Genomic DNA, 20,451 nt, shown 5'->3' on the forward strand with positions numbered 1-20,451 from the left:
ACGGGCCGAGCCGGATTCCGGCTCGGCCCGTCGCACGTCCCCCGACCTCACTTTCCATGGACTTCCTCTCCGACCCGAACGCCTGGCTCGGGCTGCTGACGCTGACGGCGCTCGAGATCGTCCTCGGCATCGACAACATCATCTTCATCTCGATCCTCGCCGGGAAGCTGCCGCCGGCGGAGCAGCCGAAGGCGCGCAAGCTGGGCCTCGCGGGCGCGTTCATCACGCGCGTCGCGCTCCTGTTCAGCATCAGTTGGATCGCGCGCCTCACGGCGCCGCTGTTCACGATCGGCACGCTGCGCTTCCTGGAGCTGGAGGCGCGCCAGATCACGGGGCGCGACCTGATCCTGATCTTCGGCGGCCTGTTCCTGATCGGGAAGGCGACCTACGAGATCCACCACAAGCTCGAGGGCGACGACGACACGCCCGCGAGCGATGCCGGCGCGAAGGGGACGGTGTCGAAGGGGCTGGTGGCGGTGGTCGCGCAGATCGCCGTCGTCGACATCGTCTTCTCGCTCGACTCGGTGATCACGGCCGTCGGCATGGTGAGCGACATCCGCATCATGATCGCCGCCAACGTGATCGCGCTCGCGTTCATGCTGGGCGCCGCGGGCCCGATCTCGGGTTTCGTCGACCGCCATCCGACCGTGAAGATGCTCGCGCTCTCGTTCCTGCTGCTGATCGGCACGAACCTGGTCGCGGAGGGACTCGGCCAGCACATCCCGAAGGGCTACACCTACTTCGCGATGTTCTTCTCGGTGGCGGTCGAGATGCTGAACCTCCGCCTGCGCAAGGCGACCGACAGGCCCGTGAAGCTGCGCGACGGGGGGACGATCGAGCAGGGGCTCGTCGGCGAAGAATAGCACGTAGCCGGGACGCCACGCTGGCATCCCCGATGCACCAGCGGTCCGCATGCGCGTACTGGTGACGGGCGGTTCCGGCGTGGTCGGCGAGGCGGTGGTGAAGGCGCTCCTGCGCCGCGGGCACGCCGTGCGGCTGCTCGCGCGCCACGCCGACGAGGAGGCCCGCACCTGGCCCGAGGGCGTGGAGCCGCACGCGGGCGACGTCACGCAGCCCGAGACGCTGCGCGGCGCGGGCGACGGCTGCGACGCCGTCCTCCACCTCGTGGGCATCGTCGACGAGTCGCCGCCGCACGCGACGTTCGAGCGCGTGAACGTCGAGGGCACGCAGCACGTGGTCGACGAGGCCGCGCGCGCCGGCGTGCCGCACCTCGTCTACGTGTCGTCGCTCGGCGCCGAGCGGGGCGCGTCGCCGTACCACCGCAGCAAGCACGCGGGCGAGCAGATCGCGCGGCGCTTCGGCGGCCGGTGGGTGGTCGTGCGGCCCGGCAACGTCTACGGACCCGGCGACGAGGTCGTGTCGCTGCTGCTGCGCATGGTGCGCACGCTGCCCGCCGTGCCCGTGATCGCGGGCGGCGACCAGCCGTTCCAGCCCGTGTGGGCCGACGACGTCGGCGAGGCGCTCGCCGAGGCGGTGGAGCGCGAGGACCTCGCGGGGCAGACGCTCGACGTCGCGGGCCCCGAGCGCACGTCGATGCACGACCTGCTCGACCGCTTCGCGCGGCTCACCGGCCGCGAGCCGCTGCGCGTGCCGCTCCCCGGTCCCATCGCGTCGCTCGGCGTGAAGGTCGCGGGCGCGCTCGGCGTGTCGCTGCCGATCAACGAGAGCCAGCTCACGATGCTGGCCGAGGGGAACGTCATCGACGATCCGGCGCGCAACGCGCTGCAGCACGCGCTGCGCGTGACGCCCACGCCGCTCGACGACGGGCTGCGCCGCCTGCTCGACGCGCTGCCCGAGCAGCTCCCCGACGAGGGCGTCGGCGCGCTGCGGCGGCGCCGGTTCTGGGCCGACGTGCAGCACCCGCGCACGACGCCAGAGCAGCTGCTCGATCGGCTCTGCCGGCGCTTCCACGAGGTCACGCCGTCGCAGATGGACCTGAAGGCGGAGCCGGGGACGCCGACCGCCGTGCTGGCGGAAGGGCAGACCGTCACGATGGCGCTGCCGCTGCGCGGGACCGTCCAGGTGCGCGTCGCGGAGCTGGACGCGCACATGCTCACGCTGCAGACGATCGAGGGGCATCCGCTCGCCGGCGCGGTGCGCTTCGCGGTGCGCGCGCAGGGCCCCGACGCGCTGCGCTTCGAGGTCGAGGTGCTCGATCGCGCCGCGAGCGCGTTCGACTGGATGGCGATGGCGGCGCTCGGCTCGCGGCTGCAGCGCGCGACGTGGCGCGAGATGGTCGAGGCGATGGTGGAGGAGAGCGGCGGCACCGCACCCGACGGCGTGCAGGAGGAGGACGCGACGCTGGAGGGCGACGACGCCGCGCGCGTGGAGGAGTGGCTGCGCGCGCTGGCCGAGGCGCGGCGCCGCGCGGACCACGAGGCGCAGCTGGCCGGCGCCGAGGTGCACGGCGAGGGGCCGCGCGGCTGACCGACCGTTCGCTCAGGTCGCGGGTCGCAGCGCGCAGTGCTCGCCGCAGCCCAGGCGATAGCGGTTGCGCGCGAACCAGCGGTAGAAGCGGTCCGCGATCGCGCGCACGAACGGGATCTTGAACACCCACGAGATCCACGCGCCGCGCGGCAGGATGTCGATCAACTGCTCGATCGCGGCGGCGCCCGCCCACGTCTTCCCGCCCGGGCCGACCAGCTGCAGCGCCGACACGTACGCGGCGGCGGGGATCCACGGGAAGCGCGTGTCGAGCCCCGGGAGCTGCGAGGGGACGATCTCGAGGAGGCGCGAATGCGCGTCCCAGCCGCGCAGCACGCCGACCATCTTCCCGCACACCTTGCAGTGCCCGTCGTACACGACCGTGTACGGTCGGTTCTCGCCGACGCCGGACGCGCCGGCGGTGGTGTCCGCGAGCGGATCGGCGGCGTCGCGCGGGACGCCGTTCACCGTGAAGCGGACGACGGGGACGGTCACGCGGCCTCGCCGCTCGCGGGCGCCGGGGCGGCAGCCGGAGCCGTCGCGGGCCCGTCCTGCATCACCGTGGTCAGCGTGGGCAGGTGCTCCAGCGTGTGGTGCACGGTGCAGAGGTTTGCCGCGCGCCGCGCCGCCTCGCGGCGGTTCGCCGGAAGGCTCGGCCAGCGCAGGTCGATGGTCATGGCGCCCACGCGGTGCGGCTGCTCGGCGAACGTCCACGACACCTCGATCACGAGGTCGGTGAAGTCGAGCTTCGCGTTGCCCGCCCACGAGGCGAGCACCGTGAACGTGCACGACGCGAGCGAGCCACCCAGCATGTGGAACGGCGAGAACTCGGTGTCCGCGCTCGGCGCCTCGACGGTCAGCGGGCCGGTGGTGAGCTCGTAGCGGACGCGGTCTTCGGCGAGGAGCGTGAGCTTCACGGGCGGGGAGGCGCGGGTCGACGACGCGGATGCATCGTGGCTGCTTCGCGGCGCGAGGGTGCAAGGACCAAGCCCCCCACGTAGCTTCCCGCGCGACCGCCGCCCTCGTCCGTCTCTGCTCCACCACCACGCCGCACGCCATGCATCCTCGCGTCGCCGAGCTCGTCGACCTGCTCACCCGCGGCCGCGCCGCGCTGCTCGCCGCGGTCGCGTCCGTGCCCGCCGAGCAGCTCGAGCAGCGCCCGAACTCCGACAGCTGGTCGGTGGCCGAGGTGCTCGACCACCTGGTGATGGTGGAGGCGGGGAGCGCGCGGCTGCTCGCGAAGCGGCTGATGCGCGCACGCGAGGCGGGCCTCGGCCCGGAGACGGAGACGTCGACGGTGCTCGACCGGCTACCGGGCTACGACCCCGCGAGCAGCCCCCCGCGCGTCGCGCCCGAGACGGTGCGCCCGCGCGAGGGCGCGACGGCGGAGTCGGCGCTGGCGGGGCTGCAGGACGCGCGCGAGACGCTGATGGGCGTGCTCCGCGACGGCGACGGGCTGGCGCTGGAGCAGGTGACCGCCGTGCACCCGGTGCTCGGCGACATCGACCTGTATCGCTGGGTGCTGTTCATCGCCAAGCACGAGGACCGCCACGAGCGGCAGGTCCGGGCGATCGCGGCCGCCCTCGCGAGCCACGCCGCGCGCGAGGACTGAGCGGCCGAGCTCGCCGGAGTGCGCCGCGCGCGGTACGCCGGGCGTCCACGGCGGGGGACGCCGGCGACTGCAGCAGTTCGTGCAAGTCGTTGCGGCGCGGGGAGATGCGAATGTGGGTGCGGACGGCGCGCCCGCTGCCTTGCCGTGGGGCCACGCGGATCTCACGCGGATCTCGCGTCACCCCCTCCGGAGTCTCCCATGCGCCGCACGCCGCCCCGTTCCGCCCGCCTCCTCCCGGCCGTCGCCGGGCTGCTCGCCGCCAGCTCGCTGACGGCCACCTCGCTGCTCGCGCAGACGCGCCGCGCGGAGTCCGCCGCGAAGGTCGGCGTCGCCGACGTCACGCCGTACGCGGGCGTGATCCTGTTCGGCAACTACCTCGACGGCCCGCTGGGGACGAGCGTGCGCAGCCGCCCCGCGCCGATCGGCGGCGCGCAGCTCAGCGTGTCGCTGGCGCCCGGCCTCGCACTGACGGGCAACGTCGGCTACACGAGCGGCGACCTGGAGGTCGGCGCGCCGATCCTGGGCGGCCTCCGCGTCGGGTCGAGCAGCTCGTGGATCTACGACGCGGGGCTGGAGCTGCGGCTGCCGTCGGCGTCGACGATCTCGCCGTTCATCCAGGCGGGCGGCGGCGCGATCACGACGAAGCTGAGCGGCGGCCCGCTGAACACGACCTCCACGAACCCCGCCTTCAACGCCGGCGCGGGCCTCGACCTCTCCTTCGGCCGCTCGGCCGCGCTGCGCCTGCAGGTGCGCGACTACGTGGCCAAGTACACGAGCGAGGAGATCGCCGGCTTCGAGGTGAAGGGGAACGTCTCGCACAACATCGCCGCCAGCGCGGGGCTGCGCTTCTCGTTCTGAGCGCCGCGCGCGTGCGGTAGGGAGGCGCTCATGGCGCGCGGTCTGCCGGACCGCGCGCCATGACGCGTTTCAGGCATCCTGCCCTCGCGCTGCCGCCGCGCCCCGACGACGCGGATGACCCGGCCGTCGTGCACGTCGTCATCGAGACGCCGCAGGGAAGCGCGCACAAGCTCGCGCTCGACGAGGCGCGCGGGCTGTTCCTGCTCAAGCGCGCGCTGCCGCTCGGCATGGTCTTCCCGTACGACTTCGGCTTCGTGCCCTCGACGCTGGGCGACGACGGCGGTCCGCTCGACGTGCTGGTGCTGCTGGACGGACCGACCGCGCCCGGCGTGCTGGTGGAGGCGCGGCTCGTCGGCGTGATCGAGGCGGAGCAGCACGAGGGCGACGATCCGCCGCAGCGCAACGACCGCCTGCTCGCGGTGTCGCCCCTCTCCGCGCGGCTGGGCGATGCGCGCACGCTGGACGACGTCGGCGCCGCGACCGTGGACGAGATCGAGCGCTTCCTCGTGCGCTACCAGGAGGCGCTGGGGCGCACCTTCACGCCACTCGGCCGCGGCGACGCGACGGCCGCGCGAACGCTGATCGACGCGGGCGCGCGGCGGTTCGCGAAGGAGAGGGAGTAGCTCACGCCGCGAAGAGGTCGAGCTGTCGCGGTGCCGCGGTGAGCCGCGCGATGCGCGCCTGCAGCACGCGCGCGGCGTCGTCGATCGCGCGCGCGCCGTGGTCCGCGGCGACGATGAACGGCAGCGCGCGCGACACCGGCACGTGCAGCCGCACGAGGTCCAGCGTGCGCACGCGATGCCACGCGCGCATCGCGAGGATGCGGTCCACGGTGCGCCGCCCGAAGCCCGGCACGCGCAGCAGCTGCTCGCGCGGCGCGCGGTTCACGTCGACGGGAAACGCCTCCGGGTGGCGCATCGCCCACGCGAGCTTGGGATCGATCGCGAGCGGGAGGTCGGGCGCGTCCGCGGGCGCCAGCTCGTGCACCGCGAAGCCGTACTCGCGCACCAGCCAGTCCGCCTGATAGAGGCGTCGCTCGCGCATCGCAGGCGGCGCGACGTCGGGGAGCAGGTCGCCGCGCGCGTCGGCGAGCGGCACGAACGCGCCGTAGTAGACGCGCCGCAGCCGCTGCCGCTGGTACAACACGCTCGCCGCGCCGAGCAGCTCCGCGTCGGTCGCGTCGTCGGCGCCGACGATGAGCTGCGTGACCTGGCCCGCGGGCGCGAAGCGGGGGAGCGCGCGCCGCCAGGCCCGCGCCGGATCGAGCGTCACGCGGTGCCGCCGCGACACCTCGTGCGCCTCGGCGATCCCGTCGCGCAGGCGGTCCATCGCGCGGTGGATCGTCGCCAGCCGCCGCCCGGGCGCGAGCGCGTCGAGGCGGCGCTGGGTCGGCAGCTCGACGTTCACGCTCACGCGGTCGGCCCAGCGGCCCGCCTCGCGAATGAGATCGGGGCTGGCGTCGGGAAGGACCTTGAGGTGGACGTAGCCCAGGAAGTGGTGCTCGCGGCGCAGCGTGCGCGCGACGGCGACCATCTGCTCCATGGTGTGGTCGGCGTCGCGGTCGACCGCGCTGCTGAGGAACAGCCCCTCGACCAGCCCGCGCCGGTGCCACTCGATCGTCAGGCGCACCACGTCGCGGACCGAGAGCCGGGCGCGTGGCGGGTCGGCCGACCGGCGCAGCGGGCAGTAGGCGCAGTCGTGGACGCAGTGGTTGCTGAGGAGGATGCGCAGCAGCGGCACCTTCCGGCCGTCGGCGGCCACGCTCTCGTAGATCGCGCCGGGCTCGACGTCGGACGGGAGGAGGGAGGTGGCCGTGCCACCACGGGCGCCACGCCCCCCGCACGGCGCGTCCAGGCGCGCGGCGTCGGCGAGCACGGCAAGCTTGCGACTGTCCATCGGAGCGGCTCGTGAAAGGAAGCAAGTTGCTCCGAATATAACCCGAAAGTCACGGCCGGTTCCACCCGCAACGCGAGACGGCGGACCCGAGTGGGGTCCGCCGTCGTGGCGTGCGATCGGGGAGTGGGCGGCGCTCAGGCCGCCCCGGCGCGGCCGCCCAGCAGCTGCAGGAACATCAGCACCGCGAAGCCGATGAGCACCGCGCGCCAGCTCGTCCCGCCGATCCGGCGCAGGAGCGCGAGCGCCCCTTCGGCGTCCGGCGCGCGTGGGGCGACCACGCGGATCGCGGCGCTGGCGCGGCGGAAGAGGAGGAAGTTCGCGGTGCCCCCGGCCAGCACGGCGGCCGACAGGACGACGCCGAGCATGACCAGGGCGGCGTCGCGGGTGAGGATCGGGAGGGGCGGGCCCGCGGGGTCGATCGGGTTCGGGACCTCGCGCATCGGGAGGTCGCCCTCCCAGAGCATCCGGAAGACGAACCCCGGCGCCATCGTGAAGAACACGAACGGGAGGTAGAGCTTCCGGTACAGGAACCAGAGCGCGCCGACCGGGACCGAGAGCGCGGCGGCCCAGTTCCAGGTGGGCTGGAAGCGCGCGTCGGCGAAGAAGGGCGCGAACTTCCGCCGGTACGCCGGCCAGCGCCGGCCGACGAACGCGCCGTACTGCCGGTCGAGCGGCGAGTCGGGCGCGGGAGGTCCCCCGACGGTCTTCGGGGTCGCCCAGGAGGGCAGCGAGGGAGGGACGGTCACGACGGCGGCGGGGGCGGGAGGACTCGCGGAAGCTAGCGGAACGCGGGGCGGCCGACCACGCGCCCGCGAGCGGAATGCGACGCGGGGGCGCCCCACCGTGATGGGACGCCCCCGCGCGGACCGGCGACCGGATGGTCAGGCCGTCGTGCGGCGGCGGCGCGACACGACCGCGGTCCCGAGCAGGCCGGCGCCCATGAGCGCCCAGGTCGCGGGCTCCGGCGTCGTGGTCGTGGTCGGGATGCCGTTGGCGACCGCGAAGTTCGTGGCGGTGCCGTTGCCGCTGGTGATGACGATCTGGCCCGAGAAGTCGCCGCCGTCCATCTGGCCGCTGCGCGCCTCGCTCTCGGTGAAGGTGTAGCGGCCGATCGCGAGCGTGTACGTCTGCCCGCCGACGAGCGTCGGGGTGATGAGCGCGTCGCGGATGTTGGTCGAGCCCGGGCAGAGCGCCGCCGGGTTGGTGATGCAGCCGTCGTCGTTGTCGGTGACGAGCGCGCCGAGCGAGGCGCGGGTGCCCTGAAAGAGGAAGATCTGCGGATCGCGGCCCGGCTCGGAGATCGTCCAGAAGCGGAAGGCGCCGCTCGTGAGGACGTCGAAGGTGACGTAGCCCGGCTGGACGACGCTGCCGCCGCTGAACGAGAAGATGGCGCCGTAGTTGGTCTGCGCCTGCGCGGCGGGGGCGGCGAGCAGGGTGGCCGCGAGCGCGGCGACGAGGGTGCGGAAGGACATCAGTCGATCTCCGATGACAGGGTTGAGCGCCCGCGCAGGGGGAGCGGGCCGCGCGCGTGCCGCGTGTGCAGCGCGCGTGTCGATTCTGTCATGGAGTGCTTAGGGCCACGCTTAACCTCGCTTAAGCGCGACGGCGGGTGTCGAAATGCAGCGCGCGCGGCCGTCGGGTGACGCCGCGCGCGGAGCTGCGGTGGAGCGGTCGGGCGAGGCGTCGGGCCCGATCAGGCCTTGCGACGGCGGTGCGCGACGCCCGCGAGGCCGAGGAGGCCGGAGCCCATCAGCGCCCACGTGCCCGGCTCGGGCGTGGTGGTCGTCGTCGCGAGACCGATGTCCCAGCTCTGATAGCTGCCCGCGTCGGCGCCCACCTGATCCTCGACGCGCAGCGTCCAGTCACCGGCGACGGACACGCCGTTGAACACCGCGAGCGATCCCAGCGGCGCAAAATCGCCGCCGGCGAGGTTGATCGAGCCGATCGACGTGCCGAACCCGCTGTTGAAGCTGAAGCTGCCGTGCGGATCGCCGTTTCCACCGACGTTGTCGAACAGCACCGCCTCGATCGACGGGCCGCCGCCCGTCGGCGTGTAGACGAGGAAGGCCGCCAGGTCGTTCATGAAGGTGTGCGAGAGGCCGTTGATGCGGACCGTCACGTTGTTGCCGGCGCCGAGGACGAAGCCGGCGTTCGCGAGGGTGATCGTCGACGTGGTGGTGGACAGGTCGGCGATCGCGCGGCCGCTCCCGTTGCCCGTGACGTCGCCGAGGAGGGTCTGAGCGGAGGCGAGCGAGGCCGAGGCGGAGAGCACGACGGCGGCGGTCGCGAGTCGGCGGAGGAGCGAGGCGGTCATGGCGGGTAGTTCGGATTCGGGGCGGGGAGCCGACGGACGTCGTCGGGTTCGGTCCAGCAACGGCCGAGTCTGGCAACAACCATGCGTCCGCTGTCGGGGTCGTCATGCCGTCCGCTAAGACGAGAGGGGACAACGCGATGCGTCGTCCCCTCCGTGCCTGATCGGCGCCCGTCGCTGTCGTGTGTCCGCTACAGTCTCGCGGCGCGGGTGCGACGCGGCAGATGCCTCAGACCCGCCGGCGGCGCGCGGAGGCGGCGAGCCCCAGGAGGCCGGTGCCGAGCAGCGCCCACGTCCCCGGCTCCGGCGCCACCGTCCCTCCGGCGGGCGGCGGCATCACCACGCCCGGGCCGAAGTTCGCGATCCGCGCCCGCTCGTCCGCGCTCAGGCCGTCGAAGAACGGGTTGGCGACCAGCGACTGCGCGGTCGCGACCGCGAGCGCCTCGTCGGACGCCTGGGTGGTCGGGTTGCGCGTCAGCGAGCGCGCGAGGAAGGCGAACGACATGATGCTCACCGACTGGCCGGGCAGCAGCGTCAGCGTGGCGGTCAGCGTGTGATTGTGCTGGTTGCCGGCGAACGTCATGAACTCGCCGACGAAGTCGTTGTTGCCGAACACGAACGCGACGACCGGGTCGTTGCCGAACGAGTTGGCGAACGCGTCCGACGACACGCGATAGAACTCGTTCGTCGCAACGGCGCGCCCGGTGCCGTCGGAGCCGAGGTCGCCGAAGAAGGTCACGTCGCCGGTGATCGTGGCGCCGGTGCTGTTGTAGTACGTGTCGACGAAGCGGTACAGGTTGCGCGACAGGAACGCCTCCGTGCGGCGCGAGGCGAGGACGCCCGCGGGCGTGCTGGTGATCTTGCCGTAGTCGTCGAACGCGTCGCGGCCGCTGTCGTAGACGCTGCCGCACTTGCCGGTGGCGGTGCCGTGGTACGAGTCGCCGAGCTGGTCGCACTGGGCGCCGAAGCCGTTGTTGACGTCGGCGTTGATGGTGAACTGCTGGGCCGACGCGGCGCCCGCGGTCGTCGCGAGCGCGAGGGCGGCGCCGAGCACTCGGCGCAGGATCGAAGCGGACATGGAGGGAGTGCCTGGTCGGGGACCGGGCGGGCGGCACGCCGGTGCGCGCGCCGACGGCCGTCCCGGCGGTGCAGGCAAGCTGCGCCGGCCGGGGGGACGCGCCGAGGGTCGTTCGACCCAACCTTGCAATCCGATCATGGAGGGTTCGCGTCCCCCGCATGCGACGCGCGGCCGCCCGAAGGCGGCCGCGCGTGGGTGCTGCTCTCGTGCTGCGTGCGGCGACCGTGTGAGGGGCCGCGGAGCGGTCAGGCGGTGCGACGGCGGCGCGCGATGCCGGCGAGGCCGAGCAGGCCGCTGCCCATGAGCAGGTAGGTCGACGGCTCGGGGACGACGCTGCCGACGCCGCCGCCGCCCGGGGCGCACGAGACGCTGGCGCCGACGAACGCACCCGTGCCGCCGTCGAAGACGGACTTGCTCGACTGGCCGCAGCCGGCGACGGCGCCCTGGTCGTGGATCGCGAGCTGCACCGCGCTGAAGTCCGCGGCGGTGATCGCCTGCGTGAAGGCGAACTCGAAGGTCACCGTCCGGCCGACCGTGAGGCCGTTGTTGCCCGCCGCGTTGGCGCCGAAGGTGTCCTCGAGCAGCAGGTTGAAGCCGTTGCCCTCGTTGGTGTAGCTCCACGAGCCGACGTTGCTGCCGATGACCGAGAAGCCGTTCGCCTGGAGCACGTAGTCGCGCGCGACGTTGCCCAGGTAGATGCGCGTGAAGACGCTGTTCGCATTGCTGGCCGGGGCGTCCGCGGACTCGTTCGTCACCGTCAGCGAGAGCGTGCTGCCGGAGTACGACGCGGACCACGCCGCGCAGGAGACGAAGGTCAGCCCACCGCAGCCCTCGCTGCCGAAGAGCGGCGCCGCATGGGCCGGCGTGCTGGTGGCGGCGATGGCGACCGTGGCGGCGGCGAGGCTGGCGACGAGGGCGTTGAGGCGCATGGAAAGGATCGGGGCGGGAGAGGGAGCACGGCGGGATCGTCCTGGCCCGGTGTCGCTGGGCTCGGTCCCCACCCTGGCAAGAACGGGCGCCATCGACGAGATCGGCCGTGCCAGCCCGTAAGTCGTTGCCCCTCCCAGTCTTGGCGGATTTGTGACCTCTCCGCCGGACGCGGCGCGCACCGCGTCTGTGGCGCGCGCCCCCCACCTCTGTCGCGGCCGGGCCGCTAGGCGCCGCCGCGCCGCTGCGGTGCGGGCTGCTGCTGCGACAGGCAGTGCAGCGTTCCCAGGCCCCACACCAGGTCCACCGCGTGGATCCCGATCACGTCGTGGTCGGGCATCGCCTCCGCGATCGCGTTCAGCGCCAAACGGTCGTTGCGGTCGTTGAACGTCGGCACGAGCACGACGCCGTTGCCGACGTAGAAGTTCGCGTAGCTCGCCGGGAGGCGCTCGCCGTTCATCTCGACCGCGCGCGGGAACGGCACCTTCACGACACGCAGCGCGCCGCGGGCGGCGCCGGCCAGCTCGAGGCGCCGGAGGTTGTCCGCCATGCGCCGGTGGTTCTCGTCGGCCGGATCCTCCTCGTACGCGAGCACCACCGTGTCCGGCGAGACGAAGCGCGCGATGTCGTCGACGTGGCCGTGCGTGTCGTCGCCCACGCATCCCTCGCCGAGCCATATCGTCTGTCGGATGCCGAGCCAGTCGCGGAAGGCGCGCTCGTAGTCCTCGCGCGTCATCCCGGGATTGCGCACCTGCACGTCCGAGAGCAGCCACTCCTCGGTCACGAGCAGCAACCCCTGGCCGTTCACCTCGATGCCGCCACCTTCCAGCACGAGCCGCTGGTCGGGGCGGTCGGGGCGCATCGGCTCGACGCGCGGGATGCGCGTGACGCGCTCGAACACGCGGCCGATCTCCGCGTCGCGCGCGTAGTTGTCGTATTTGGCCCAGGCGTTGAACGCCCAGTTGAGCCACACGACGCGGCCGTCGTCGTCGAGCACCGCGGACGGGCCGGAGTCGCGCACCCACACGCGGTCGTTCGGCGCGAGGTGCAGCCGGTACCCGTCCTGGTGCACGCCGTGCGCGGCGAGCGCCTGCTCGGCCGCCTCGCGCACCGTCTCGTCGTGGCAGAGGATCTCGACGCGCTCGTAGCGGTGCAGCGCGCGGACGATCTCCGCATAGACCCACGGGATCGGCCCGAGCTTGCCGGGCCAGTCCGGCTCGTGGTGCGGCCACGCGAGCCAGGTGGCGTCGTGGCGCTCCCACTCGGCCGGCATGCGGTACTGCGCCGCGGGCTGCGGGCTGCGGATCCCCTGCGGCACCGGATCCGCGCGGAACGCGCTCGCCAGGCCGCGTCCCGTCGGTCCGATCTCGCCGCGCGCGATGTCGTCACGCATCGACGGTCACCGCGGCGCGCCGAGGAAGCGGTTCAGGATCGGCCGGTACGCGTCCACGCGCCGGTCGCGCAGGAAGGGCCAGTTGCGGCGCACCTCCTCCTGCAGCCGCGGATCGCACGTGTGGACCAGCACCGCCTGCTCCGTGCCCGCCTCGGCGACCACGCGGCCGAACGGGTCGGCGACGAACGAGTGCCCGAAGAACTCGAGGCCGTTCGTGCCGGGCTCGGGCTCGTGGCCCACGCGGTTGGGGCTCGCGACCCAGACGCCGTTGGCGATCGCGTGCGCGCGCTGCGCCGTGCGCCACGCCTGCACCTGCGCCTCGCCCCACTCGTCCTTCTCCGCCGGATGCCAGCCGATCGCCGTCGGGTAGAACAGGACGTCGGCGCCGAGGAGCGTCGTGATGCGCGCGGCCTCGGGGTACCACTGGTCCCAGCAGATCAGGACGCCGACGTTGGCGTAGCGCGTCTTCCAGACCTTGAAGCCGTTGGCCTCGCCCGGCTTCTCGCCGTGGTAGTCCTGGTGCCCGTCGCCCGGGGTGAAGTAGTACTTCTCCTCGAACATCGGGTCGTGCGGGATGTGCATCTTGTCGTAGACGCCCAGCACGCTCCCGTCGGCATCGATGACGATCGCCGAGTTCATGTAGAGGCCGGGGGCCCGCCGCACGAAGATCGGGACGATGATGACGACGGCGAGCTCCTTCGCCAGCGCCTGCATCGTGTCGGTGATGGGGCCGGGGACCGGCTCCGCCAGGTCGAAGTGGTCGACCTTCGTCGACTTGGCGAAGTAGGTCGTGTTGAAGAGCTCCTTGAGGCAGATGATCTGCGCGCCCTGGCGCGCGGCCTCGCGGATGAGCTCGACCGCGCGCGCGACGTTCGCATCGACGTCGTCGGTCGCGTGGTCCTGGATGATGCCGATGGTGAAGGGGTCGCGGCGCATGGCGGCGAATCTAACGCGACCCTCGTGCCTTCAGCGCGCCACGCGCGGATGACGGACGCGGCAGGTCCGGGTGACACCCGTCACGTCCCCAGTCTCACGATATGGACATGGTGCGTCTCCGGAGTGGACGCACGTGGGACGTTGAGGGCCCGACGGCGCACGCAACCCCTGGCCCGGAGCCTGCCCTTAGAGGCGGCGGACGAACAACGAGGAGACCCGCAATGCTGACGACCCGTTCGCTCAAGACGACCCTGATCATGGCGCCGACCCTGGCGCTGGCGGCCGCGTGCGGCCGCGAGCAGCCTCGCGTGGACGACGCCCTGCGCAACGACCTCTCGCTCGCGACCCAGGCCTCGCAGTACCCGCGTCAGCAGTACGTGTCGCCGGCGGAGCTGGGCTACGCGCCGGGCGGATACGTCCAGACGCCGTACGGCCTGCAGCCCGTGCAGGCGGGCTATGCCCAGCAGGGCTACTACGCGGCGGCCCCGGCCCCGGCGCCCGTCCGTGAGCGCGTGGTCTACCGCACCCGGACGGCCAGCACCGCGCGCAGCAGCGGCGGCAGCGGCACGTACTCGTCGGCGGGCACCTACGACGCGGGCGCGGCGGAGCGGAAGCGCCAGCGCGCGAAGGGCCGCACCAACGGCGCGATCATCGGCTCGGTGGCGGGCGCGGCGATCGGCGTCGCGACCAGCGGCAAGAGCGACCGGCTCAAGGGCGGCCTGATCGGCGCCGTGGCCGGCGCGGGCCTGGGCGCGGTGATCGGCAACAACCAGGGCAAGCTGCCGTTCTGAGACCGTTCTCGGCGGTGACTTGCCGAAGGGCGGGGGGCGGGGGCCGACGGGCTCCCGCCCCTCGTCCGTTCCAGGCGGTCCGTTCCGAGCGGTCGGCGCGGGCGGTTAGCTTCCGGCACCATGCCTTCCGCCCCGCCGTCCGGGCGGCCGACGCCCGGCCCCCTGGCCGCGGTCGAGCCGTCGTCGTCGCCGTCGTACATGAGCTTCACCCGCGCGCAGTGGGCCACGCTGCGCGCGAACACGCCGCTCCTGCTGGACGAGGACGAGCTGCGGCGGCTGCGCGGCGTGAACGAGCCGATGCCGGTGGACGAGGTGGCGGAGATCTACCTCCCGCTGTCGCGGCTCATCAACCTGCACGTCGAGGCCGCGCGCGACCTCCTGCAGGTCACCGACCGCTTCCTCGGCCGCCCCTCGCAGCCGCCGCCGTTCGTGGTGGCGATCGCCGGCAGCGTGGCGGCGGGGAAGAGCACGACGGCGCGCGTGCTGCGCGCGCTGCTGGCGCGCTGGCCGTCGCATCCGAAGGTCGAGCTGGTGACGACCGACGGCTTCCTGCATCCGAACGCGGTGCTCGAGGCGCGCGGGCTGATGCACCGGAAGGGCTTCCCGGAGAGCTACGACGTCGCGCGGCTGCTGCGCTTCCTCACGGACCTGAAGGCGGGCAAGCCGACGGTCGAGGCGCCGGTCTACTCGCACCTCGTCTACGACATCGTCCCCGACGAGCGGAAGACGGTGCGCCGCCCGGACGTGCTGATCCTCGAGGGGATCAACGTGCTGCAGGCGCCCACCGCCGCGGCGCGTGACGAGGCGGACGGCCGCCCGCGGCTGATGGTGTCGGACTTCATCGACTTCTCGATCTACGTCGACGCCGACGAGGCGGCGCTGGAGCAGTGGTACGTGCGCCGCTTCCTGAGCCTGCGCGACACGGCGTTCCGCGACCCGGCCTCGTACTTCCACCGCTACGCGGCGCTGTCGGAGCCCGAGGCGATCGAGACCGCGCAGCGCATCTGGCGCGACATCAACTGGCTGAACCTGAAGCAGAACATCGAAGGCACGCGCGAGCGCGCCTCGGTGATCCTGCGCAAGGGCGCCGAGCACGCGGTCGAGGAGGTGCGGCTGCGCCGCGCCCCCATCGTGCCCGCGAAATTGCGGCGCGCGAAGTAGGTCGCCGGCGCTGGCCTCGCGCTTCAGCGTCCGCCTTCTTCGGCTACTGCACGCGGGCGGGACTCCGTGTGTGGCGGCGCGTGGTGGGGCGGCCCGCCGGCTCGGTATTCCGCGGGTCGGAGCCGCGCTCGCGCTGCGCGCAGCGCGTCTCCTCATCCACAAAGATCCCTCGCTACGCTCGGGAATCGCTCGGCGATCCGCCCCACCACGCTTCGCCCCGGGCATGCGTGTGCGTTGCGGGGGTGCAGGGCGAGCGGTGGGTGAGGGGGTAGAGCCGAGCGACCTGAAATCGGCGGCTGAGGAGACGCGAGCCGCGAAGCGGCGTCGTGGCTCCGACCCGCCGAATTCCGAGCCGGCGACGCCCCCTCGCCCACCGCCAGCGGCGCGAAGATGGACGCACGCGCGCTGACCCGATCGTGCAGCGGCCAAGCAGGTGGATCGCCGAACGACGCAGCGCCCGCCCGTCGCGAGGACGGGCGGGCGCTGCACACGAACGACGAGTCGCGGACGACCGCGATCGCTTACGACTTCTTGCCGCCCACCAGCGAGCGCAGCACGTACGGCAGGATCCCGCCGTGCTTGTAGTAGCTCAGCTCCTCGGGGGTGTCGATGCGCGCCAGCACCTCGAACCGCTTCTCGCTGCCGTCCGGGGCCGTGGCCTTGACGGTCAGCCGCGCGCGCGGGCGCAGCGTCGCCTCGCTCAGCCCCTCGACCTCGAACGTCTCGAAGCCGGTGAGCGCGAGCGACTGGCGCGTGTCGCCGTTCGTGAACTCGCACGGCAGCACGCCCATCCCCACCAGGTTGGAGCGGTGGATGCGCTCGAAGCTCTCGGCGATCACGGCGCGCACGCCGAGCAGCACCGTGCCCTTCGCCGCCCAGTCGCGGCTGGAGCCCGTGCCGTACTCCTTGCCGGCGATGATGACGAGCGGCGTGCCCTCCTGCTGGTACTGCATCGCCGCGTCGAAGATCGACACCGGGTTGCCGCCCGGCTGCGTCGTCGTCACGCCGCCCTCGGTGCCCGGCACCAGCTCGTTGCGCAGGCGGATGTTGGCGAACGTGCCGCGCATCATCACCTCGTGGTGGCCGCGGCGCGCGCCGTACGAGTTGAACTCGCGCGTCGTCACGCCGTGCGCGATCAGCCACTTACCCGCGGGGCTCGCGGCCGCGATGTTGCCGGCCGGCGAGATGTGGTCCGTGGTGATCGAGTCGCCGAACATGCCGAGCACGCGCGCGCCCGTGATGGGCTTCACGCCCGGCGCCTCCATCGTCATCCCCTCGAAGTACGGCGGGTTGGCGACGTAGGTGGACTTCGGGTCCCACGCGTAGGTCGCGCCCTTCGGCACGTCGAGCGCACGCCACTGCTCGTCGCCCTCGAAGACGTTCGCGTACTGCTTGGCGAACATCTCGCCCTTCACGCTCTGCAGGATCGTGTCCTCGATCTCCTGCGGCGACGGCCAGATGTCGCGCAGGAACACCGGCCCGTCCGCGCCGACGCCGAGCGGCTCGCGCTCGAGGTCGATGTCCATGCGGCCCGCGAGCGCGTACGCCACCACGAGCATCGGGCTCGCGAGGTAGTTGAAGCGCGTGTGCGGGTTGACGCGGCCCTCGAAGTTCCGGTTGCCCGAGAGCACCGCGCTTACAACAAGCTTTCCCTTTTCCACCGCGTGGGCGATCGGCTCCGGGAGCGGGCCCGAGTTGCCGATGCACGTCATGCAGCCGTAGCCCGCGAGGTAGAACCCGATCGCGTCGAGGTCCTCCATCACGCCGGCCTTCTCGTAGTAGTCCGTCACCACGCGCGAGCCCGGCGACAGCGTCGTCTTCACCCACGGCTTGGCGGCGAGCCCCTTCCGGCGCGCGTTGCGCGCCAGCAGGCCGGCGCCGAGCATGACGCTCGGGTTGGACGTGTTGGTGCAGCTCGTGATGGCGGCGATGACGACGGCGCCGTGCTTCAGCACGAACTTCTGCCCGTTGTACTCGACCTCCACCCCCTCCGGCTCCTGCTCCTCGACCGCGGTGGCGACGACGCCCGGGTGCAGCTCCGGGGACGCGCTGACCTTGTGCGTGTTCGCGAGCTCGGCCTTCGCCGCGACCGTGCCCGCCTTCGCCAGCGTCTCCTCGAGGTGCAGCTGGAAGGTCTGCTTGCTCTCGCGCAGCGGGATGCGGTCCTGCGGGCGGCGCGGGCCGGCGAGCGACGGCACGACCGTCGACAGGTCGAGCTCCAGCGTGTCGGTGTACACCGGGTCCGGCGTCTCGTCGGTGCGGAAGAGGCCCTGCGCCTTCGTGTACGCCTCCACGAGCGCGATCTGCTCCTCGCTGCGGCCGGTGAGGCGCAGGTACTTCAGCGTCTCCTCGTCGACCGGGAAGAAGCCCATCGTGGCCCCGTACTCCGGCGCCATGTTGGCGATCGTCGCGCGGTCCGCGAGCGACAGGCCGCCGAGACCGGGGCCGTAGTACTCGACGAACTTGCCGACGACCTTCTTCTTGCGGAGCATCTCGGTGCACGTCAGCACGAGGTCCGTCGCCGTCGCGCCGACGGGGAGGCGGCCGGTGAGCTTGAAGCCCACCACCTCGGGCACGAGCATCGACGTTGGCTGGCCGAGCATCGCCGCCTCCGCCTCGATGCCGCCGACGCCCCAGCCGAACACGCCGAGGCCGTTCACCATCGTCGTGTGCGAGTCGGTGCCGACGAGCGAGTCGGGGTAGGCGAGCGTCTCGCCGTTGTCGTCGCGCGTGAAGACGACGCGCGCCAGGTACTCGAGGTTCACCTGGTGGCAGATGCCCGTGCCCGGCGGCACCGCGCTGAAGTTCGTGAACGCGTCCTGGCCCCAGCGCAGGAAGCGGTAGCGCTCCTGGTTGCGCTCGTACTCGAACGACACGTTCTGCAGGAACGCCTCGGCGGTGCCGTACTCGTCGGCCTGCACCGAGTGGTCGATCACGAGGTCGACCGGCTGCAGTGGGTTGATGCGCTGCGGGTCGCCGCCGAGCGCCGTGATCGCGTCGCGCATCGCCGCGAGGTCGACGACGCAGGGGACGCCGGTGAAGTCCTGCAGCAGCACGCGTGCGGGGCGGTAGGCCACCTCCTTCTCGGCGGCGGCCGTCACGTCCCACTTCGCGAGCGCCTCGACGTCCGCCTTCTTCACGAAGGCGCCGTCCTCGCCACGCAGCAGGTTCTCCAGCAGGACCTTCAGCGAGAACGGGAGGCGGTCGACGTTCCCGCCCGACAGCTCGCGCAGCGCGTCGAGGCGGAAGTAGGCGTACGACTTCCCGCCGACCGACAGCGTCGCCCGGCTGCCGAAGGAGTTGGGGTGCGTCATTGCATTGGCTCGGTGATCGCGCCCGGCGGGGCCCGCGGCCGCGGCGGGGGCGCGAGGTTCGGAGTGGAGCCGCTGCGCGGGTGAGCGGGAGGCCGCGCAGGCTGGGGGGCAATCTAGCACGAGCGTCGAGCGGTGAGCGTCGAGCGTGCCGCGGCGTCCTGCCGGCGGCCACTGGCGTGGCGGGCCGTTCCCGGCGTTCCTTCGGCTTCGTCCGAGCCGCCCTCGACGCTCGCCGCTCACCGCTCGACGCTCCCCGCTCATGTCGCTGCCCGCGTTCGACCCTGCTGCCCCGCTCGATCCCGTCGCGCTCGCGGCGCACCTCATGGCCGCCGACTCCACCAGTGGGCGCGAGGCGCCGGCGATCGATCGCATGGCGCAGGTGCTCGCCGCGCGCGGCTGGCGCGTGACGCGCATCCCCGTCGGTCCCGGCCGCGACGACCTGTTCGCCGAGGGCGAGCGTCCCGCGGAGGTCGTGCTCTCGACGCACCTCGACACGGTGCCGCCGTTCATCCCGCCGCGGCTGCACGACGGCCGCCTGTACGGGCGCGGGGCGTGCGACGCGAAGGGGATCGCCGCCGCGATGGTGTGCGCGGCCGAGCGGCTGCGCGCGCGCGCCGTGCCGGTGGGGCTGCTGTTCGTGGTGGGCGAGGAGACCGCGCACGACGGTGCGCACGCGGCGAACGACGCGCAGCCGCGCCTCGCGCCCGCGTGCCGCGCGCTGATCAACGGCGAGCCGACGGAGAGCGTGCTGGGCGTGGGCACCAAGGGCGCGCTCCGCTTCACGCTGCGCGCCACCGGGCGCGCCTGCCACTCCGCCTATCCGCAGCTGGGCGAGAGCGCGATCGCGAAGCTGGCGCGCCTGCTGGTGGAGCTGGAGACCCTCGCGCTGCCGACGGACCCTATACTCGGCGCGACGACGATCAACGTCGGCTCCGTCACGGGCGGCGTCGCCGACAACGTCGTCCCGCCGCTGGCCGAGGCGCGCTGCATGGCGCGGCTGGTGACGCCGGCGGAGACGCTGCGCGCGGTGCTCGAGGCCTGGGTCGGCGACCGCGCGACGATCACGTGGGGGATCACCGTGCCTCCGGTGCACCTCGGGACCGCGCCCGGCTTCCGCACCGACGTCGTCGCCTACGCGACCGACATCCCCGTGCTCACGCGCTGGGGGCGGCCGTACCTGTTCGGGCCGGGCTCCATCCACGTCGCGCACACCGACGACGAGCACGTGGACGTGGCCGAGCTGCGCGCCGCCGTGGACGCCTACGAGCGGCTGGCCGCGGCGGCGCTGACGGAGTCGTGAGCGCTCAGCGCAGGTACTGGTAGAGCCCCACCAGCCCCGTCACGGCGCCGCCGAAGGCGAGGATCCCGCCGGCGTCGTCGCCGACGATCAGGCCGATGACGACCGCGGCGCCGCCGACGATCATCAGCGCCTCGGGCTGGCCGAAGCCGGGGCGGTTGCGCGGCGCGCGCTCCCGCTCGCCCTGCTGCGCCGCGCGGGCGGCGTGCATGGGCGCGGTGGCGACGCCGGCGCGGGCGCCTTCGCGGGTGGGGCCGGGCGCGGGCGGCGTCTCGGACTGCGGCGCGGCCGCGGCGGGTGCGGGCACGGCGGGCGTGGTCAGCTCCTGGGCGGCCGCGGGCGCGGCGGTGACGAGCAGGGCAAGGACGAGCGAGCGCACGGACATTCGACACCTCGGCGAGGGGTGGGCACCACGGAACCGTCGGGGATGAG

The 20,451-nt window shown here is 73.0% G+C and carries 19 protein-coding genes and 1 pseudogene; 8 read left to right on the top strand and 12 right to left on the bottom strand.

Annotation, left to right across the window (positions count from 1 at the left end):
* The first annotated feature begins 56 nt into the window (after nt 1-56).
* A complete protein-coding gene (locus rosag_RS04170; RefSeq protein WP_284348779.1) occupies nt 57-863 on the top strand; it encodes a TerC family protein in 807 nt (268 codons plus the stop codon).
* A 49-nt stretch (nt 864-912) separates the two neighbouring features.
* Entirely contained in the window at nt 913-2,448 is a 1,536-nt protein-coding gene (locus rosag_RS04175; RefSeq protein WP_284348780.1) for a complex I NDUFA9 subunit family protein, read from the top strand.
* A 12-nt stretch (nt 2,449-2,460) separates the two neighbouring features.
* On the opposite strand, the gene rosag_RS04180 is transcribed toward rosag_RS04175, so the two are convergent.
* On the bottom strand, nt 2,461-2,940 hold the full coding sequence (locus tag rosag_RS04180; RefSeq protein ID WP_284348781.1) for a thiol-disulfide oxidoreductase DCC family protein: 480 nt from the start codon (nt 2,938-2,940) through the stop codon (nt 2,461-2,463).
* Entirely contained in the window at nt 2,937-3,362 is a 426-nt protein-coding gene (locus rosag_RS04185) for an OsmC family protein (protein ID WP_284348782.1), read from the bottom strand. Before rosag_RS04185 ends, rosag_RS04180 begins: the two co-directional genes overlap by 4 nt.
* A 140-nt stretch (nt 3,363-3,502) precedes the next feature.
* On the opposite strand from rosag_RS04185, the gene rosag_RS04190 reads away from it, so the two are divergent.
* The 3 genes from rosag_RS04190 to rosag_RS04200 all read left to right on the top strand — a co-directional run bounded on the left by rosag_RS04190 (nt 3,503) and on the right by rosag_RS04200 (nt 5,538).
* Nucleotides 3,503-4,057: a DinB family protein gene (locus rosag_RS04190; protein WP_284348783.1), complete on the top strand. Its 555-nt coding sequence runs from the start codon at nt 3,503-3,505 to the stop codon at nt 4,055-4,057.
* A gap of 198 nt (nt 4,058-4,255) precedes the next feature.
* Nucleotides 4,256-4,915 (top strand): porin family protein, encoded by a 660-nt coding sequence (locus tag rosag_RS04195; protein WP_284348784.1) that lies wholly within the window; start codon nt 4,256-4,258, stop codon nt 4,913-4,915.
* A gap of 59 nt (nt 4,916-4,974) precedes the next feature.
* Nucleotides 4,975-5,538 (top strand): inorganic diphosphatase, encoded by a 564-nt coding sequence (locus rosag_RS04200; RefSeq protein WP_284348785.1) that lies wholly within the window; start codon nt 4,975-4,977, stop codon nt 5,536-5,538.
* A gap of 1 nt (nt 5,539) precedes the next feature.
* Here rosag_RS04200 and rosag_RS04205 read toward each other — a convergent pair whose 3' ends face one another.
* From rosag_RS04205 to rosag_RS04240, 8 genes are all read right to left on the bottom strand, one after another.
* Nucleotides 5,540-6,811: a putative DNA modification/repair radical SAM protein gene (locus rosag_RS04205; RefSeq protein ID WP_284348786.1), complete on the bottom strand. Its 1,272-nt coding sequence runs from the start codon at nt 6,809-6,811 to the stop codon at nt 5,540-5,542.
* 134 nt (nt 6,812-6,945) lie between these two features.
* Nucleotides 6,946-7,557 carry a hypothetical protein gene (locus rosag_RS04210; protein ID WP_284348787.1) on the bottom strand — a complete coding sequence of 204 codons (612 nt, stop codon included), beginning with the start codon at nt 7,555-7,557 and terminating at the stop codon, nt 6,946-6,948.
* 135 nt (nt 7,558-7,692) lie between these two features.
* Nucleotides 7,693-8,283, bottom strand: coding sequence for a DVUA0089 family protein (locus rosag_RS04215; protein ID WP_284348788.1), 591 nt, complete (start codon nt 8,281-8,283; stop codon nt 7,693-7,695).
* 221 nt (nt 8,284-8,504) lie between these two features.
* Nucleotides 8,505-9,125, bottom strand: coding sequence for a PEP-CTERM sorting domain-containing protein (locus rosag_RS04220; RefSeq protein ID WP_284348789.1), 621 nt, complete (start codon nt 9,123-9,125; stop codon nt 8,505-8,507).
* 226 nt (nt 9,126-9,351) lie between these two features.
* Entirely contained in the window at nt 9,352-10,200 is an 849-nt protein-coding gene (locus tag rosag_RS04225; RefSeq protein ID WP_284348790.1) for a PEP-CTERM sorting domain-containing protein, read from the bottom strand.
* Between the two features lie 245 nt (nt 10,201-10,445).
* Nucleotides 10,446-11,129: a PEP-CTERM sorting domain-containing protein gene (locus rosag_RS04230; protein WP_284348791.1), complete on the bottom strand. Its 684-nt coding sequence runs from the start codon at nt 11,127-11,129 to the stop codon at nt 10,446-10,448.
* Between the two features lie 224 nt (nt 11,130-11,353).
* Nucleotides 11,354-12,520 (bottom strand): agmatine deiminase family protein, encoded by a 1,167-nt coding sequence (locus rosag_RS04235; RefSeq protein ID WP_284348792.1) that lies wholly within the window; start codon nt 12,518-12,520, stop codon nt 11,354-11,356.
* A gap of 6 nt (nt 12,521-12,526) precedes the next feature.
* On the bottom strand, nt 12,527-13,456 hold the full coding sequence (locus rosag_RS04240; RefSeq protein WP_284348793.1) for a carbon-nitrogen hydrolase: 930 nt from the start codon (nt 13,454-13,456) through the stop codon (nt 12,527-12,529).
* Nucleotides 13,457-14,073: 617 nt separating this feature from the next.
* Here rosag_RS04240 and rosag_RS25445 point away from each other — a divergent pair.
* A pseudogene (locus rosag_RS25445) lies at nt 14,074-14,220 on the top strand (glycine zipper 2TM domain-containing protein); the annotation flags it as partial.
* A 189-nt stretch (nt 14,221-14,409) separates the two neighbouring features.
* Entirely contained in the window at nt 14,410-15,408 is a 999-nt protein-coding gene (gene coaA / locus rosag_RS04250) for a type I pantothenate kinase (protein WP_425607475.1), read from the top strand.
* 521 nt (nt 15,409-15,929) lie between these two features.
* Here coaA and acnA read toward each other — a convergent pair.
* Entirely contained in the window at nt 15,930-18,722 is a 2,793-nt protein-coding gene (gene acnA, locus rosag_RS04255; RefSeq protein ID WP_284348797.1) for an aconitate hydratase AcnA, read from the bottom strand.
* A 259-nt stretch (nt 18,723-18,981) separates the two neighbouring features.
* Here acnA and rosag_RS04260 point away from each other — a divergent pair, with 259 nt between their 5' ends.
* Nucleotides 18,982-20,022: a M20/M25/M40 family metallo-hydrolase gene (locus rosag_RS04260; RefSeq protein ID WP_284348798.1), complete on the top strand. Its 1,041-nt coding sequence runs from the start codon at nt 18,982-18,984 to the stop codon at nt 20,020-20,022.
* 4 nt (nt 20,023-20,026) lie between these two features.
* Here rosag_RS04260 and rosag_RS04265 read toward each other — a convergent pair whose 3' ends face one another.
* Nucleotides 20,027-20,404 (bottom strand): hypothetical protein, encoded by a 378-nt coding sequence (locus rosag_RS04265; protein WP_284348799.1) that lies wholly within the window; start codon nt 20,402-20,404, stop codon nt 20,027-20,029.
* Between the last annotated feature and the right edge of the window lie 47 nt (nt 20,405-20,451).

Origin of the sequence: Roseisolibacter agri (assembly GCF_030159095.1) — a bacterium.
Lineage (GTDB): Bacteria > Gemmatimonadota > Gemmatimonadetes > Gemmatimonadales > Gemmatimonadaceae > Roseisolibacter > Roseisolibacter agri.

What these genes read in the sequence shown, in the direction of transcription:
- rosag_RS04170 (WP_284348779.1), top strand. Translation starts at nt 57, where the DNA reads ATGGACTTCCTCTCCGACCCGAACGCCTGGCTCGGGCTGCTGACGCTG.
- rosag_RS04175 (WP_284348780.1), top strand. Translation starts at nt 913, where the DNA reads ATGCGCGTACTGGTGACGGGCGGTTCCGGCGTGGTCGGCGAGGCGGTG.
- rosag_RS04190 (WP_284348783.1), top strand. Translation starts at nt 3,503, where the DNA reads ATGCATCCTCGCGTCGCCGAGCTCGTCGACCTGCTCACCCGCGGCCGC.
- rosag_RS04195 (WP_284348784.1), top strand. Translation starts at nt 4,256, where the DNA reads ATGCGCCGCACGCCGCCCCGTTCCGCCCGCCTCCTCCCGGCCGTCGCC.
- rosag_RS04200 (WP_284348785.1), top strand. Translation starts at nt 4,975, where the DNA reads ATGACGCGTTTCAGGCATCCTGCCCTCGCGCTGCCGCCGCGCCCCGAC.
- rosag_RS04205 (WP_284348786.1), bottom strand. Translation starts at nt 6,811, where the DNA reads ATGGACAGTCGCAAGCTTGCCGTGCTCGCCGACGCCGCGCGCCTGGAC.
- rosag_RS04215 (WP_284348788.1), bottom strand. Translation starts at nt 8,283, where the DNA reads ATGTCCTTCCGCACCCTCGTCGCCGCGCTCGCGGCCACCCTGCTCGCC.
- rosag_RS04220 (WP_284348789.1), bottom strand. Translation starts at nt 9,125, where the DNA reads ATGACCGCCTCGCTCCTCCGCCGACTCGCGACCGCCGCCGTCGTGCTC.
- rosag_RS04225 (WP_284348790.1), bottom strand. Translation starts at nt 10,200, where the DNA reads ATGTCCGCTTCGATCCTGCGCCGAGTGCTCGGCGCCGCCCTCGCGCTC.
- rosag_RS04230 (WP_284348791.1), bottom strand. Translation starts at nt 11,129, where the DNA reads ATGCGCCTCAACGCCCTCGTCGCCAGCCTCGCCGCCGCCACGGTCGCC.
- rosag_RS04235 (WP_284348792.1), bottom strand. Translation starts at nt 12,520, where the DNA reads ATGCGTGACGACATCGCGCGCGGCGAGATCGGACCGACGGGACGCGGC.
- rosag_RS04240 (WP_284348793.1), bottom strand. Translation starts at nt 13,456, where the DNA reads ATGCGCCGCGACCCCTTCACCATCGGCATCATCCAGGACCACGCGACC.
- acnA (WP_284348797.1), bottom strand. Translation starts at nt 18,722, where the DNA reads ATGACGCACCCCAACTCCTTCGGCAGCCGGGCGACGCTGTCGGTCGGC.
- rosag_RS04260 (WP_284348798.1), top strand. Translation starts at nt 18,982, where the DNA reads ATGTCGCTGCCCGCGTTCGACCCTGCTGCCCCGCTCGATCCCGTCGCG.
- rosag_RS04265 (WP_284348799.1), bottom strand. Translation starts at nt 20,404, where the DNA reads ATGTCCGTGCGCTCGCTCGTCCTTGCCCTGCTCGTCACCGCCGCGCCC.